Source organism: Variovorax sp. RA8, from assembly GCF_901827175.1.
Taxonomy (GTDB): Bacteria; Pseudomonadota; Gammaproteobacteria; order Burkholderiales; family Burkholderiaceae_C; genus Variovorax.
This window is the reverse complement of record NZ_LR594662.1, coordinates 515,314-529,755: the sequence shown is the minus strand read 5'-3', so window position 1 is coordinate 529,755 and position 14,442 is coordinate 515,314. Positions and strand designations below refer to the sequence as shown.

15 protein-coding genes and 1 pseudogene are annotated in these 14,442 nt (G+C 66.8%); 6 read left to right on the top strand and 10 right to left on the bottom strand.

The annotated features are described in order from the left end of the window. Positions 1–181: 181 nt before the first annotated feature. The 9 genes from E5P3_RS02530 to E5P3_RS02490 all read right to left on the bottom strand — a co-directional run bounded on the left by E5P3_RS02530 (position 182) and on the right by E5P3_RS02490 (position 7,360). Positions 182–601: a F0F1 ATP synthase subunit epsilon gene (locus E5P3_RS02530; protein ID WP_162584544.1), complete on the bottom strand. Its 420-nt coding sequence runs from the start codon at positions 599–601 to the stop codon at positions 182–184. A 21-nt stretch (positions 602–622) separates the two neighbouring features. Next, positions 623–2,038, bottom strand: coding sequence for a F0F1 ATP synthase subunit beta (gene atpD / locus E5P3_RS02525; RefSeq protein WP_162584543.1), 1,416 nt, complete (start codon positions 2,036–2,038; stop codon positions 623–625). A gap of 46 nt (positions 2,039–2,084) precedes the next feature. Continuing rightward, positions 2,085–2,960, bottom strand: coding sequence for a F0F1 ATP synthase subunit gamma (atpG, locus tag E5P3_RS02520; protein WP_068674805.1), 876 nt, complete (start codon positions 2,958–2,960; stop codon positions 2,085–2,087). Positions 2,961–2,981: 21 nt separating this feature from the next. After that, positions 2,982–4,535 carry a F0F1 ATP synthase subunit alpha gene (gene atpA / locus E5P3_RS02515; RefSeq protein WP_162584542.1) on the bottom strand — a complete coding sequence of 518 codons (1,554 nt, stop codon included), beginning with the start codon at positions 4,533–4,535 and terminating at the stop codon, positions 2,982–2,984. A gap of 36 nt (positions 4,536–4,571) precedes the next feature. Further along, the gene (locus tag E5P3_RS02510) at positions 4,572–5,102 is read right to left on the bottom strand and encodes a F0F1 ATP synthase subunit delta (protein ID WP_162584541.1); all 531 of its coding nucleotides are present in this window, start codon (positions 5,100–5,102) and stop codon (positions 4,572–4,574) included. Positions 5,103–5,111: 9 nt separating this feature from the next. After that, positions 5,112–5,582, bottom strand: coding sequence for a F0F1 ATP synthase subunit B (locus tag E5P3_RS02505; protein ID WP_068674811.1), 471 nt, complete (start codon positions 5,580–5,582; stop codon positions 5,112–5,114). An 87-nt stretch (positions 5,583–5,669) separates the two neighbouring features. Further along, a complete protein-coding gene (atpE, locus tag E5P3_RS02500; protein WP_019657641.1) occupies positions 5,670–5,933 on the bottom strand; it encodes a F0F1 ATP synthase subunit C in 264 nt (87 codons plus the stop codon). A 62-nt stretch (positions 5,934–5,995) separates the two neighbouring features. Continuing rightward, positions 5,996–6,865, bottom strand: coding sequence for a F0F1 ATP synthase subunit A (gene atpB / locus E5P3_RS02495; RefSeq protein ID WP_162584540.1), 870 nt, complete (start codon positions 6,863–6,865; stop codon positions 5,996–5,998). A 3-nt stretch (positions 6,866–6,868) separates the two neighbouring features. Continuing rightward, a complete protein-coding gene (locus tag E5P3_RS02490; RefSeq protein ID WP_162584539.1) occupies positions 6,869–7,360 on the bottom strand; it encodes an ATP synthase subunit I in 492 nt (163 codons plus the stop codon). Between the two features lie 171 nt (positions 7,361–7,531). Between E5P3_RS02490 and E5P3_RS02485 the strand changes: the two are divergent. The 6 genes and pseudogenes from E5P3_RS02485 to E5P3_RS02465 all read left to right on the top strand — a co-directional run. Then, a pseudogene (locus tag E5P3_RS02485) lies at positions 7,532–8,416 on the top strand (D-amino acid aminotransferase); the annotation flags it as partial. Between the two features lie 84 nt (positions 8,417–8,500). Beyond that, the gene (locus tag E5P3_RS35645) at positions 8,501–8,713 is read left to right on the top strand and encodes a DUF493 family protein (RefSeq protein WP_232073410.1); all 213 of its coding nucleotides are present in this window, start codon (positions 8,501–8,503) and stop codon (positions 8,711–8,713) included. After that, positions 8,710–9,384, top strand: a complete 675-nt coding sequence (lipB, locus tag E5P3_RS02480) for a lipoyl(octanoyl) transferase LipB (protein ID WP_162584537.1) — start codon at positions 8,710–8,712, stop codon at positions 9,382–9,384. Before E5P3_RS35645 ends, lipB begins: the two co-directional genes overlap by 4 nt. Positions 9,385–9,400: 16 nt before the next feature. After that, entirely contained in the window at positions 9,401–10,381 is a 981-nt protein-coding gene (gene lipA / locus E5P3_RS02475; protein ID WP_162584536.1) for a lipoyl synthase, read from the top strand. A 34-nt stretch (positions 10,382–10,415) separates the two neighbouring features. Then, complete coding sequence (locus E5P3_RS02470) at positions 10,416–11,939, top strand: class I adenylate-forming enzyme family protein (protein ID WP_162589494.1); 1,524 nt, start codon at positions 10,416–10,418, stop codon at positions 11,937–11,939. Beyond that, positions 11,920–13,047, top strand: a complete 1,128-nt coding sequence (locus E5P3_RS02465; protein ID WP_162584535.1) for an SLC13 family permease — start codon at positions 11,920–11,922, stop codon at positions 13,045–13,047. The genes E5P3_RS02470 and E5P3_RS02465 overlap by 20 nt, the downstream gene beginning before the upstream one ends. Here the strand turns inward: E5P3_RS02465 and E5P3_RS02460 are convergent. Next, on the bottom strand, positions 13,044–14,438 hold the full coding sequence (locus E5P3_RS02460; protein ID WP_162584534.1) for a class II fumarate hydratase: 1,395 nt from the start codon (positions 14,436–14,438) through the stop codon (positions 13,044–13,046). The genes E5P3_RS02465 and E5P3_RS02460 overlap by 4 nt on opposite strands. Between the last annotated feature and the right edge of the window lie 4 nt (positions 14,439–14,442).

The following is a 14,442-nucleotide window of genomic DNA, read 5'->3' as shown; positions in this document are numbered from 1 at the left end:
GCAGGGGGCCCCAACCGAAGGCGAATACTAGGCGCTGGGCTTCAGCCGAACAAGATTGAACTTCGGCCTGATCAAGACCGAAGTAAGGGCGCAGCTCAAAGCACAAGGCCGCCCGAAGGCGGCCTTGGCGCAGTTGGCACTCCGCGGAACCGGCTTTGCCGGGCCGCTGGCGCTGCCCCGGCTATTTCTTTTGGCGGTACTTGCGCAAGGCGGCGATCTGGGCGGCCATCACGGCCAGCTCCGACTGGGCCAGCGCGATGTCGATGTCGCTCTTGGCGTTTTTCAGCGCTTCCTCTGCGGCGGCCTTGGACTTTTTCGCCTTCTCCTCGTCGAGGTCCTTGCCGCGGATCGCGGTGTCGGACAGTACGGTGACGATATGGGGCTGCACTTCCAGGATGCCGCCGGCCACGAAGACGAATTCCTCGCCGCCGTCGGCCGTCTCGATGCGCACGGCACCCGGGCGGATGCGCGTGATCAGCGGCGTATGGCGCGGATAGATGCCGAGCTCGCCGGCTTCACCCGGCAGCGCGACGAACTTGGCCTCGCCCGAGAAGATGGACTCCTCGGCGCTGACCACGTCGACGTGAATGGTGTTTGCCATCTGGATTCCTATGCAGCCGCTTTACGCGACCTTCTTGGCCTTCTCGAAGGCCTCGTCGATGCTGCCCACCATGTAGAAGGCCTGCTCCGGCAGGTGGTCGGCCTCGCCGTTCACGATCATCTTGAAGCCGCGGATGGTCTCCGCCAGCGGCACGTACTTGCCGGGCGAGCCGGTGAACACCTCGGCCACATGGAAGGGCTGCGACAGGAAGCGCTGGATCTTCCGGGCGCGGGCCACCGCCAGCTTGTCGTCCGGAGCCAGCTCGTCCATGCCCAGGATGGCGATGATGTCGCGCAGTTCCTTGTAGCGCTGCAGGGTGCCCTGCACGGCGCGGGCCACGTTGTAGTGCTCTTCGCCGACCACGTGCGGGTCGAGCTGGCGCGAGGTCGAGTCCAGCGGGTCCACGGCGGGGTAGATGCCCAGCGAGGCGATGTCGCGCGACAGCACCACGGTGGAGTCCAGGTGGGCGAAGGTGGTCGCGGGCGACGGGTCGGTCAAGTCATCCGCGGGGACGTACACGGCCTGGATCGAGGTGATCGAGCCCACCTTGGTGGAGGTGATGCGCTCCTGCAAGCGGCCCATTTCCTCGGCCAGCGTCGGCTGGTAGCCCACGGCGGAAGGCATGCGGCCCAGCAGTGCGGACACTTCGGTACCGGCCAGCGTGTAGCGGTAGATGTTGTCGACGAAGAAGAGCACGTCGCGGCCTTCGTCGCGGAAGGACTCGGCGATCGTCAGGCCGGTCAGCGCCACGCGCAGGCGGTTGCCCGGGGGTTCGTTCATCTGGCCGTAGACCATCGCGACCTTCGATTCGGGGAGGTTCTCGAGGTTCACCACGCCCGATTCGGCCATCTCGTGATAGAAGTCGTTGCCCTCGCGGGTGCGCTCACCCACGCCGGCGAACACCGACAAGCCCGAGTGCGCCTTGGCGATGTTGTTGATGAGCTCCATCATGTTCACGGTCTTGCCGACGCCGGCGCCGCCGAACAGGCCCACCTTGCCGCCCTTGGCGAACGGGCAGACCAGATCGATCACCTTGATGCCGGTTTCCAGCAGGTCCTGCGAGGGCGACAGCTCGTCGTACTCGGGGGCCTTGCGGTGGATGGAGGCGGTGAGTTCCTGGCCGACGTCGCCACGCTCGTCGATCGGGCGGCCGAGCACGTCCATGATCCGGCCCAGGGTGGCCTTGCCGACCGGCACCGTGATCGGCGCGCCGGTGTTGGTGACCACGATTCCACGGCGCAGGCCGTCGGACGAGCCCAGCGCGATGGTGCGCACCACGCCGTCGCCGAGCTGCTGCTGCACTTCGAGCGTCAGGCCGCCTTGTTCGTACTTCAGGGCATCGTAGATCCTGGGCATCTGGTCGCGCGGAAACTCCACGTCCACCACGGCGCCGATACATTGAACGATCTTGCCTTGAACTGCTGCTTCTTGAGCCATCATCTGCTCCGATAAAAATTGAATCTGGTTGAGGTCGGACCGAGGCTCAGACACCGGCGGCCGCCGCGGCGCCCGACACGATCTCCGACAGCTCCTTGGTGATGCCGGCCTGGCGGGTCTTGTTGTAGACCAGCTTGAGCTCGTCGATCACGCTCCCCGCGTTGTCGGTGGCGGCCTTCATCGCGACCATGCGCGCCGACTGCTCCGAGGCCATGTTCTCGGCCACCGCCTGGTAGGCCAGCGACTCCACGTAGCGCACCAGCAGCTCGTCGATGACGCTCTGCGCGTCCGGCTCGTAGATGTAGTCCCACGAGTGCTGGCCCTTCTCCATCTTCAGCGCGTCGGCCGCCAGCGGCAGCAGCTGCTCCACCACCGACTCCTGGCGCATCGTGTTGATGAACTTGGTGTAGCACAGGTAGACCGCGCTCAGCTTGCCCTCGGCATAGGCGTCGAGCAGCACCTTCATCGGGCCGATCAGCTTGTCGAGGTGCGGCGTGTCGCCCAGCTGGGTGACATGCGAGACCACCCGCGCGCCGATGCGGTTGAGGAAGCCCAGGCCTTTGTTGCCGATGGCCACCGCCTCGACCGCGTTGCCGGCCTGCTGCTGCTCGCGCAGCTTGGCGGTCACGGCGCGCAGCACGTTGGTGTTCATGCCGCCGCACAGGCCTTTGTCGGTCGTGACGACGATGAAGCCCACGGCCTTCGCCTCGTTGACCTTCATGAAGGCGTGCGTGTACTCCGGGTTCGCCTGGCCGAGGTTGGCCGCGATGTTGCGGATCTTCTCGCTGTACGGCCGGGCGGCACGCATGCGGTCCTGCGCCTTGCGCATCTTCGACGCGGCCACCATTTCCATGGCCTTGGTGATCTTCTTGGTGTTCTCCACCGATTTGATCTTGCCGCGGATTTCCTTACCGGCTGCCATTGAGACTACTCCTTGGGTCGATCAGGCGAAGGACTTCTTGAAGGAAGTGATCGCCGCCATTAGCTCGGCCTCGGAATCCTTGTCGAGCGCCTTGGCCTGCTCGATCTTGTCGAGCAGCGCGCCGTGGCTGGACTTGAGGAACTGGTGCAGGCCGTGCTCGAAGGGGAGCACCTGCTTGACCTCGAGGTCGTCCATGAACCCCTTGTTGACCGCGAAGAGCGAAGCACCCATCAGCGAGATGGGCAGCGGGCTGTATTGCGCCTGCTTCAGCAGCTCGGTCACGCGGGCGCCGCGGTCCAGCTGTTTGCGGGTGGCTTCGTCCAGGTCGGAGGCGAACTGCGCGAAGGCCGCGAGTTCGCGGTACTGCGCGAGGTCGGTACGGATACCGCCCGAGAGACCCTTGATGACCTTGGTCTGTGCCGACGAGCCCACGCGCGACACCGAGATACCGGCGTTGATGGCGGGACGAATGCCGGCGTTGAACAGGTTGGTTTCCAGGAAGATCTGGCCGTCGGTGATGGAGATCACGTTGGTCGGCACGAAGGCCGACACGTCGCCGGCCTGCGTCTCGATGATCGGCAGAGCGGTCAGCGAGCCGGTCTTGCCCTTGACCTCACCCTTGGTGAAGGCCTCGACGTAGTCGGCGTTCACGCGGGCGGCGCGCTCCAGCAGGCGGCTGTGGAGATAAAACACGTCGCCGGGGTAGGCTTCGCGGCCCGGGGGGCGGCGCAGCAGCAGCGACACCTGACGGTAGGCTACGGCCTGCTTGGACAGGTCGTCATAGATGATCAGCGCATCTTGCCCGCGGTCGCGGAAGTACTCGCCCATGGTGCAGCCCGAGTAGGCGGCGACGTACTGCATCGCAGCCGATTCGGAGGCGGAAGCCGCCACCACGATGGTGTAGTCCATCGCACCGGCCTGCTCCAGAGCGCGCACCACGTTCTTGATCGAGGAAGCCTTCTGGCCGATCGCGACGTAGACGCAGGTCATGTTCTGACCCTTCTGGTTGATGATCGCGTCGATGGCCACGGCGGTCTTGCCGGTCTGGCGGTCGCCGATGATCAGCTCGCGCTGGCCGCGGCCGATCGGCACCATCGAGTCGATGGACTTGAGGCCGGTCTGCATCGGCTGGTCCACCGACTTTCGCGCGATCACCCCCGGGGCAACCTTCTCGATCACGTCCGTCAGCTTGGCGTTCACCGGGCCCTTGCCGTCGATCGGCTGGCCCAGGGCGTTCACCACGCGGCCGATGAGCTCGGGGCCGACCGGCACTTCCAGGATGCGGCCCGTGCACTTGACGGTGTCGCCTTCGGAAATGTGCTCGTACTCGCCCAGAATCACCGCGCCGACGGAGTCCCGCTCGAGGTTCAGTGCCAAGCCGAAGGACGGGGTGCCGTCGGCGGAAGGCGGAAACTCGAGCATTTCGCCCTGCATCGCGTCCGACAGGCCGTGCACGCGCACGATGCCGTCGGTCACCGACACCACGGTGCCCTCGTTGCGGATGTTCGCGCTGACGCCGAGGCCCTCGATGCGGCTCTTGATCAGCTCGGAAATTTCTGCGGGATTGAGTTGCATGACTCTTTCCTTCTTTCGTTAAGGGGGCTGGCGGCCTCAGGCTGCCAGCGCAACTTTCATTTGTTCGAGGCGCGCCTTGACGGAGGTGTCGAGCACCTCGTCACCCACCACCACGCGGATGCCGCCGATCAGGGACGGATCCTGTTCGACGGTGAGCTGCAGCTTGCGGCCGAAGCGCTTCTCGAGCGCGGTGGCCACGCCGTTGAGCGCCGCGGCGTCGATGGGGAAGGCGCTGAACACCACCGCATCGGACGAGCCGCTCTGTGCATTCGCCAACGCCCGGAACTGCCTGGCGATCTCCGGTAGCGCCGTGAAGCGGCCGTTTTCGAGCAGGGCCATCAGGAAGTTGTTGGCGGCGGGGGGGAGCGCGGCACCGTTGGCGCCGGCAATCACGCCCAGCACCTGCTCGGGCGTGGCCTTGGGGTTGTCGGCGAACTGCTGCAGCTCGGGATTGGCGGCGATGGCCGCCACTCTCTCGAGCCAAGCGCCGGCGCCGGCAAGATCCGACGAAGACGCCTTGAACAGCGCTTCGGCATAGGGGCGTGCAATGGTGGCGAGTTCAGCCATGGCGTCGTTTCAGAGTTCGGTCTGCAGACGCGAAAGCAGATCGGCGTGTACGGCCGGATTCACTTCCTTGCGCAGGATCTGCTCGGCGCCCTTGACGGCCAGCACGGCCACCTGCTCGCGCAGCGCCTCGCGCGCCTTCACGGCCTGTTGCTCGGCTTCGGCGCGGGCGGCCGCCACGATCTTGTTGCCTTCTTCCGTGGCGCGGGCCTTGGCCTCTTCAACGATGGCCTGCGCACGACGTTCGGCATCGGCCAGGCGTTGCGCGGACTCGTTGCGCGCCTTGCCCAGCTCGACTTCCACCCGCTTGTCCGCCTCGGACAGCGCGACCTTGGCCTTGTCGGCCGCAGCCAGGCCTTCCGCGATCTTCTGGGCACGGTCATCCAGCGCCTTGGCGATCGGCGGCCACACGAACTTCATCGTGAACCCGACCAGGATCAGGAACACGATCATCTGGACGATCAGGGTACCGGTAATGCTCACTTTTCACCCTCTCTTTGAGATTGAAATCCAGCGCCGTCCTTCATGAAAAAGAAGCACGCGCGGTTTCGACGAGAAGCTTGCGCTCGATTACTTCGGCAGGTTGGCGATTTGCGAGAGGAAGGGGTTGGCGGTGGCGAACCACAGCGCAATACCGGTACCGATGATGAACGCGGCGTCGATCAGACCGGCCAGCAGGAACATCTTGGTCTGGAGTTCACCCATCAGCTCGGGCTGGCGGGCGGCCGACTCGAGGTACTTGCTGCCCATGATGCCGATACCGATACAGGCGCCCACGGCACCCAGACCGATGATCAGGCCGGCGGCCAGAGCGACAAAGCTAATAACTTCCATGATGACTCCTAAGGACTTTGGTTGAAGAGAAAAAGAAAAAACGAAAGCGGAACGAACGCAGATCAGTGATGGTCGTGGGCCTGGCCCACGTACACCAGCGTCAGCATCATGAACACGAAGGCTTGCAGCGTGATGATCAGGATGTGGAAGATGGCCCAGGCGGTGCCGGCGACGATGTGGCCGAGCGCCAGCAAGACGCCCGTGGCCGACAGCGTCCACGCGCCGCCCATCAGGGCGATCAGCAGGAAGATCAGTTCGCCGGCATACATGTTGCCGAACAGACGCATGCCATGCGAGACCGTCTTCGCGACGAACTCGATGATCTGCATGGCGAAGTTGAAGGGGTAGAGCGCGATCTTGTTGCCGAACGGTGCGGTGAAGAGCTCGTGCACCCAGCCGCCGGCACCCTTGATCTTGATGTTGTAGTAGAGGCAGATCAGCAGGACCGAGACCGACATGCCCATGGCCACCGAGAGGTCGGCGGTCGGCACAACGCGCAGGTAGGCGTGGTGCGGGTCGCCGCCGGCGGCGCCGAAGAGCTTGGCCCAGATCGCCGGGAGCAGATCGACCGGCAGCAGGTCCATCGCGTTAAGCATGAAGATCCACACGAAGATGGTGAGCGCCAGCGGGGCGACGAACTTGCGGCTTTCGGCGTTGTGGACGATGCCCTTGGCCTGCTGGTCGACCACTTCGACCAGGATCTCGACGGCGGCCTGGAAGCGGCCCGGCACGCCCGAAGTCGCCTTGCGCGCCGCCAGCCAGAGCAGCCAGCAGCCGAGCACGCCGAGCACGATCGAGAAGAAGAGGGAGTCGAAGTTGAAAACCGAGAAATCGGCAACACCTGCCGGCTTGGAGCTTTGAAGATGGGTCAAGTGGTGAACGATGTATTCACCAGCGGTCTGACCATGTTCCGCAGCGTTTTCAGCAGCCATCCGTTACTCGTCTTTAAGTTTTGGGCGTTTGGGCGCCAGCATCACCGCCACCCACGCCGCCTTCATTGTCACCACCAAGCCCACCAGCATCGCCGGCCAGCTCAGCGCCACTATCAGTCTCGGGGCGGCGAGCAGCATCGCCACCGACAAGACCAGCTTGACCATTTCCCACAAGAAGAATCCGAGCACCGCGGTGCCCGCATTCAGCGAAGAAAACCTCCCGGTCAGTCCTCTTGCGAACACCGCGGAAGGAATCACCACCGCGAGTGCGCCGTATCCGGCGGACCACCCCAAATTCTGCCTCCCCGACAAGCCCCAGGCGGCCAACGCCACCAGCAGCCCCGCCGCGACCTGGACCGCAATCACGCGCCATGGCGAGATCAACGGCTTTCGCTCGCGCAACCGCTGGGCCTCCTCGGCAGTCAGCGGCTTGAAGTCGGCTTCCGGGTCTTGCCCGTCCTCACGGACATCCACATCGCGGGCGATTGTTTTCATCTTGAATGAAGCCCGGATGACGACCCAGAATTTCTACAAAGCCGCTGATTATAAGTAGAAACCCACAGCCCCCCCGCCAGCTTCCCGTCAGGTTTGGCAACGCCCTTGCCGGCCATGCGGGCGCCCGGGTCGGCATTGGAAAGCGCGGCGCCGCCCCCACCATAATTCCTCATGCACCCGATCGCCGAAGCCCTTCCCGATTCTCTCTGCTATCTCGATGGCGCCTACACGCCGCTGCGCGACGCGAAGATCAGCGTGCTCGACCGCGGCTTCATCTTCGGCGACGGCGTCTACGAAGTGGTACCGGTCTACAGCGGCGTGCCTTTCTGCTTCGAGGAGCACATGGCGCGGCTGGACCGCTCGCTGGCCGAGTTGCGCATCGCCAACCCGCTCACCCATGAAGCGTGGCGTGCAATCGTGATGCGCCTGGTCGAGGCCAGCCCCGCCGACCAGCGCGCGGGCGTGCAGGCCCTCTACATCCAGGTCACGCGCGGCGTCGCGCCGCGCGAGCATGCGATGCCCCAGGGCCTGGCGCCCACCGTGTTCGTGATGCTGAACCCGATGAAGCCGGTGTCCGATGCGGTGCGCGCCACGGGCGTGCCCTGCGTCAGCGCGCAAGACTTCCGCTGGCAGAAGGCGCACATCAAGAGCACCAGCCTGCTGGGCGCGGTGCTGGCGCGCCAGATCAGCGTGGAGGCCGGCGCGGCCGAGACCATCATGTTCCGCGGCGATTGGCTGAGCGAAGCCTCGTCGAGCAACGTCTGGGTCGTGAAGGACGGCGCGGTGAGCGGGCCGCCCAAGGACGAGCTGGTGCTCGCGGGCATCCGGTACGGCCTGATCGAGCACATCTGCGCCGAGGCCGGCATCCCCTTCTCGCTGCGCCGCATCGCGCGCGACGAGGTCTTCGGCGCCGACGAGCTGCTGCTGTCCTCCGCCAGCAAGGAGGTGCTGCCGGTCGTCACGCTCGACGGACAGGCCATCGGCACGGGGCGCCCGGGTCCTGTCTTCCAGGCCATCGATGCCGGCTACCGGCGCGCGAAGGAACGCAGCGCACGGGGTCACGAGACCCCCTCCGGCGACCCGGTCGACGCACGCAAGGAGTCTCTGATCGAGTACCCCTCGAAGTTTCCGATCAAGGTGATGGGCGCCAAGGCCGACGGCTTCGTGCACGCGATCACACGGATCGCCGAGCAGTTCGACCCGAGCTTCGACGCCGCCACCGTCGAGCTGCGCAACAGCAAGGCCGGCAACTACCTCGGCGTGACTATTACCGTGACCGCCACCAGCCGCGAGCAACTGGACGAAATCTACCGCGCGCTGACCGCGCACCCGATGGTCAAGGTGGTGCTGTGACGCTCGAGGTCGACTGGCTGGGCCAGGTCGACTATGCGCCCACCTACGCGGCGATGCAGCGCCTCACGCAGGGGCGCACGCCTGAATCGGGCGACCTGCTGTGGGTCTGCGAGCACGCGCCGGTCTACACGCAAGGCCTGGCCGGCAAGGCCGACCATGTGCTGAACCCCGGCGAGATCCCCGTGGTGCAGACAGACCGCGGCGGACAGGTAACCTACCACGGGCCGGGGCAGGTGGTGGCCTATCCGCTGATCGACCTGCGGCGCGCAGGCTACTACGTCAAGGAGTACGTGTATCGCATCGAGGAGTCGGTGATCCGGACGCTGATGCACTTCGGGGTGACCGGGCATCGCGTCGGCGGCGCGCCGGGCATCTACGTGCGACTCGACGACCCCTTCTCGCACGCGGCCCTGACCGGCCCGGCGCATCCCGCCGATCCGTTCCGGGGCTTGGGCAAGATCGCCGCCCTCGGCATCAAGATCACCCGCCACTGCACCTACCACGGCGTCGCGCTCAACGTCGCGATGGACCTGGAACCCTTCTCGCGCATCAACCCTTGCGGCTACGCAGGCCTGCAGACGGTCGACCTTTCTACAATCGGCGTTCAAACAACCTGGGTCGAAGCCGCGCAGGTGCTGGCCAGCAAGCTCGCCATCCATCTCGCGCCCTGAACCCCGCCCACGCACCATGAGCACCCCCGAAGTCGTCCGCGACGCCCAAGGCCCCGCCACCTACAACCCGCTGGCCAAGCAGAAGGCCGCGGCCAAGCTCTCGCGCATACCGGTGAAGGTGGTGCAGGGCGAGGTGCTCAAAAAGCCCGAGTGGATCCGCGTCAAGGCCGGCAGCCCCACCACGCGCTTCTACGAGATCAAGCAGATCCTGCGCGAGAGCAATCTGCACACGGTCTGCGAGGAGGCCTCCTGCCCGAACATCGGCGAGTGCTTCGGCAAGGGCACGGCCACCTTCATGATCATGGGCGACAAGTGCACGCGGCGCTGCCCCTTCTGCGACGTGGGCCACGGCCGGCCCGACCCGCTGGACAAGGACGAGCCGCTCAACCTCGCCAGGACCATTGCGAAGCTGCGGCTCAAGTACGTGGTGATCACCAGCGTGGACCGCGACGACCTGCGCGACGGCGGCAGCCAGCACTTCGTGGACTGCATCCGCAGCATCCGCGAGCTCTCGCCGCAGACGCAGATCGAGATCCTGGTGCCCGACTTTCGCGGCCGCGACGACCGCGCGCTCGAGATCCTCAAGGCAGCGCCGCCGGACGTGATGAACCACAACCTCGAGACCGCGCCGCGCCTCTACAAGGAAGCGCGTCCGGGCAGCGACTACCAGTTCAGCCTCAACCTGCTGAAGAAGTTCAAGGCGCTGCATCCGACCGTACCGACCAAGAGCGGCATCATGGTGGGCCTCGGCGAGAGCGACGAGGAGATCCTGCAGGTCATGCGCGACATGCGCGCGCACGACATCGACATGCTGACCATCGGCCAGTACCTCGCCCCCAGCAGCAGCCATCTGCCGGTGCGCCGCTACGTGCATCCCGACACCTTCAAGATGTTCGAGGAAGAGGCCTACAGGATGGGCTTCAGCCATGCTGCGGTCGGCGCAATGGTGCGCAGCAGCTACCACGCCGATCAGCAGGCGCACGCCGCCGGGGTCTGACGGAAGCCCGCCGATGAGCGCGCTCGACGCCGCGATGGCACGCGAGTTCGGCGTCATCGCCGATTTGATCCACCTGCATGCGCAGGAAGCCCCGTCCCGAACCGCGCTCGCCGATTCCCAATGCACGCTTGACTACGGCGCGCTCGATGCGCTGATGGACCGCGTGGCCGCGAGCCTGCAGCGCGACGGCCTGCGCGCGGGAGACGCCATCGCGATCTGCGCTGCCTCGAGCACGCACTACGCGGCACTGTTCCTCGGCGCGTTGCGCGCCGGCATCGCGGTCGCGCCGCTGGCGCCCGGCTCCACGCCCGCCAGCCTTGCAAGGATGATCGAGGACGCGCAGGCGCACATCCTCTTCCTCGATGCCGCGGCGGCCGAGGTGATCGGCGCAGCGGCGAAGGACGCCACCCCTCGCATCGCGCTCGACGGCTCCGCAGCCGGGCAGGCCTTCGAAGCCTGGCTGGCGCCGCCGGGAGCGCGTCCGCAGGCGGTCGAACTGCAGCCGTCCTCGCCCTTCAACATCATCTATTCCTCGGGCACCACCGGCGAGCCCAAGGGCATCGTGCAGGGCCACGGCATGCGCTGGGCCCATGTGCAGCGCGGCGCGAAGTACGGCTACGGCCCAGACACCGTGACCCTGCTGTCGACGCCGCTGTACTCCAACACCACCCTGGTGGTCTTCTTTCCGACCCTGGCCTACGGCGGTAGCGTGGTGTTGATGCCGAAGTTCGATGCCGCCGGCTACCTGAAGCTCGCCGAGCAGCACCGCGTGACGCACACGATGCTGGTGCCGGTGCAGTACCAGCGCCTGATGGCGCATCCGGACTTCGACACCTGCGACCTCACCAGCTTCCGCTTCAAGTTCAGCACGAGCGCGCCGTTCGGCGCGGCACTCAAGGCCGACGTGCTCAAGCGCTGGCCCGGCGGCCTGGTCGAGTTCTACGGCATGACCGAGGGCGGCGGCACCTGCATCCTGGAAGCGCACCTGCACCCCGGCAAGCTGCACACCGTCGGCCAGCCGGCGGAGGGCAGCGACATCCGCCTGATCGACGAAACGGGCCGCGAGGTCGCGCGCGGCGAGGCGGGCGAGGTGGTAGGCCATTCAGCCGGCATGATGGTCGGCTACCACCGCCAGCCCGAGAAGACGCGCGAGGCCGAGTGGTTCGATCCGGCGGGCAAGCGCTTCATCCGCACCGGCGACATCGGCCGCTTCGACGAGGAGGGCTTCCTCACCCTCTTCGATCGCAAGAAGGACATGATCATCAGCGGCGGCTTCAACATCTACCCGAGCGACCTTGAAGCCGTGCTGCGCGGCCACGCGGCAGTGGCCGAGGCCGCCGTGGTCGGCATGCCCTCCGAGCAATGGGGGGAAACGCCCGTGGCCTTCGTGGTGCGCCGTGCCGGCGACGAAACGCCGGGCGAGGCGCTGCTGCAATGGGCCAATGCCCAGCTCGGCAAGACGCAGCGGCTCGCGCGCCTGCACCTGGTCGACGAGCTCCCGCGCAGCGCAATCGGCAAGGTGCTCAAGCGCGAGCTGCGTGAGCGCGACGCCCGCTGAAGCCGAGGACACCGCGGCCGAGCATGGCGGCGGCGGCCACGGCCTTCTGTGGGTGCTGCTGGCGGTGGCCGTGGTCTTCGCCGTCGTGCGCCCGCGCGCGCCGCTGGACTACCTGAAGCTGGTCGACTGGCAGACGCTGGGCGCCCTGGCGGGCCTGCTGGCCATCACGCAGGGTGTCGAGCGCAGCGGCATGCTGCAGTCCGTCGCCGCGCGACTGCTCGCGCGTACCACCGAACTGCGCCACCTGGTCTTCTTCCTCGTCGCGACCGCCGCAGGGCTCTCTGCGCTGGTCACCAACGACGTGAGCCTGTTCCTGCTGGTGCCGCTCACAAGGGTGCTGGCGGCGCAGGCCCACCTGCCGCTGGCGCGGCTGGTGGTGCTGGAGGCGCTGGCCGTCAACGCAGGCTCTGCCCTCACGCCGATCGGCAATCCCCAGAACCTGTACCTCTGGCACCGCTCGGGCGAGAGCTTCCTCGGCTTCATGGGCATGATGGCGCCGACCGTGGCCGTGATGCTGTTCTGGCTCTTCGTCGCGGTGCGCTTCCTGGTGCCGCGCGTGGAGATCCAGCTCAAGCCCGCGCGCGATGCCGCGCCCGTGCAGCCGCGCCTGCTGGCGCTGTCGGCCCTGCTCTTCATCGCCTTCGTGATCGCGCTCGACCAGGGTTGGCTGGGCGCCGGGCTCGGGCTGGTGTTCGGCGCCTTCCTGCTGCTGCGCCCGCGCGTGCTGCTGGGCATCGACTGGGCGCTGCTCGCGATCATCGCGCTGATGTTCGTGGATCTGCGCCAGCTGGCCGAGCTGCCGACCGTCGCCGCGCTGCTGCAGCAATGGCCGATCGGCGAGGGCTGGCGCGCCTACCTGGCCGCCATCGGCGTCTCGCAGTTCATCAGCAATGTGCCGGCCACCATCCTGCTCGACCGCTACGTGCACGACCTGCCCGCGCTCGCCGCCGGCGTCAGCGTGGGCGGCTTCGGCTGCGTGCTGGGATCGCTGGCCAACCTGATCGCGCTGCGGCTGGCGAAGGTGGAGCACGGGCTGCGCGAATTCCATCGCATCAGCATCCCCTTCCTGCTGGTGTGCGCGGCCTCGGCCCTGCTCCTCAGGCTCTAGCCAGCCAAGCCCGCCATCGCCCTCGGGTCGACGAGGCGGTCGTAGTCCGCGGCGCTCAGGAAGCCCAGGGCGACGGCGGCATCCCGCGGGCTCGTATTCCGCTCCAGGGCGGTCTTCGTGATCTGCGCGACCCGGTCGTAGCCCAGCACCGGATTGAGCGCGGTGACCAGCAGCAGCGCGTTGTCGACCTGCGCCGCAAGTCGCGGCCGGTCGACCTCAATGTCCTTCACCATCCGCTCGGCGAACACGCGCGCGCTGTCGGCCAGCACGCGGATCGACTGCAGCAGGTTGTGGATCAGCACCGGCTTGGCGACGTTGAGCTCGAAGTTGCCGGAGGCGCCGGCCATGGTGATGGTGACGTGATTGCCCATCACCTGCAGGCTCGCCTGCACCACCACTTCGGCAATGGTCGGATTGCGCTTGCCCGGCATGATCGAGCTGGTCAGGCCGTCATCCGGGATGACCAGTTCGCCCAGTCCGCACCGGGGCCCCGAGCCGAGCAGGCGGATGTCGTTGGCGATCTTGACCAGCGAGGTGGCCACTACGTTGAGTGCGCCCGAGACCTCGACCAGCGTGTCGTGCGCCGCCATTCCTTCGAACTTGCTGGGATTTGGCGCGAAGGCCGTGCCGGTCAACGCACTCAACTCTTCGCAGAAGGCGGCATCGAAGCCCGGCGGCGCATTCAGCCCGGTGCCGGCCGCGGTGCCGCCCTGCGGCAGCAGGCACAGGCGCGGCAGCGTGCCGTCGATGCGGTCGATGCCGTGGTCGATCTGCCGGGCGAAGGCATCGAAGGCCTGGCCCATGGTCATTGGCACCGCATCCATCAGGTGCGTGCGCGCGATCTTCAGCACCCCGGCGAAGGCGGCGGCGCGCTCCTCCAGCCGCTGGCGCAGCAGCAGCAGCGCAGGTCGCAGGCGCTGCGCGAGTTCCTGCTGCGCCGCGAGGTGCATCACGGTCGGGAAGCTGTCGTTGGACGATTGCGATGCGTTGACGTGGTCGTTGGGGTGCACCGGCGCACGCGTGCCCAGCGGCTGGCCGAGCAGCTCGTTGGCGCGGTTCGCGATCACCTCGTTCGCATTCATGTTGGTCTGCGTGCCCGAACCCGTTTGCCAGATGCTGAGCGGGAAGTGGTCGTCGAAGCGACCGGCGCGCAGCTCTTCGGCGGCGGCGACGATCTTCTGCGCCAGCGCGGCATCGAGCGCGCCGCAGCGCAGGTTGGCCCGCGCGGCCGCCATCTTCTGCAAGCCGAAGGCGCGGATCAGGCAGGCGGGGAAGCGCTCCTCGCCGATCTCGAAGACGCCCAGCGCGCGCTGCGTCTGTGCCCCCCAGTAGCGATCGGCCGGGATCTCGACCGGCCCGAAGGCGTCGGGCTCCACGCGCATGGCGATCATGGGC

Excerpts from the sequence above, each read along its gene's own strand:
- atpA (WP_162584542.1), bottom strand. The coding sequence starts at position 4,535 with ATGCAACTCAATCCCGCAGAAATTTCCGAGCTGATCAAGAGCCGCATC.
- lipA (WP_162584536.1), top strand. The coding sequence starts at position 9,401 with ATGAGCACCCCCGAAGTCGTCCGCGACGCCCAAGGCCCCGCCACCTAC.
- atpD (WP_162584543.1), bottom strand. The coding sequence starts at position 2,038 with ATGGCTCAAGAAGCAGCAGTTCAAGGCAAGATCGTTCAATGTATCGGC.
- atpG (WP_068674805.1), bottom strand. The coding sequence starts at position 2,960 with ATGGCAGCCGGTAAGGAAATCCGCGGCAAGATCAAATCGGTGGAGAAC.
- E5P3_RS02460 (WP_162584534.1), bottom strand. The coding sequence starts at position 14,438 with ATGATCGCCATGCGCGTGGAGCCCGACGCCTTCGGGCCGGTCGAGATC.
- E5P3_RS02490 (WP_162584539.1), bottom strand. The coding sequence starts at position 7,360 with ATGAAAACAATCGCCCGCGATGTGGATGTCCGTGAGGACGGGCAAGAC.
- atpB (WP_162584540.1), bottom strand. The coding sequence starts at position 6,865 with ATGGCTGCTGAAAACGCTGCGGAACATGGTCAGACCGCTGGTGAATAC.
- atpE (WP_019657641.1), bottom strand. The coding sequence starts at position 5,933 with ATGGAAGTTATTAGCTTTGTCGCTCTGGCCGCCGGCCTGATCATCGGT.
- E5P3_RS02510 (WP_162584541.1), bottom strand. The coding sequence starts at position 5,102 with ATGGCTGAACTCGCCACCATTGCACGCCCCTATGCCGAAGCGCTGTTC.
- E5P3_RS02530 (WP_162584544.1), bottom strand. The coding sequence starts at position 601 with ATGGCAAACACCATTCACGTCGACGTGGTCAGCGCCGAGGAGTCCATC.
- E5P3_RS35645 (WP_232073410.1), top strand. The coding sequence starts at position 8,501 with ATGGGCGCCAAGGCCGACGGCTTCGTGCACGCGATCACACGGATCGCC.
- E5P3_RS02470 (WP_162589494.1), top strand. The coding sequence starts at position 10,416 with ATGGCACGCGAGTTCGGCGTCATCGCCGATTTGATCCACCTGCATGCG.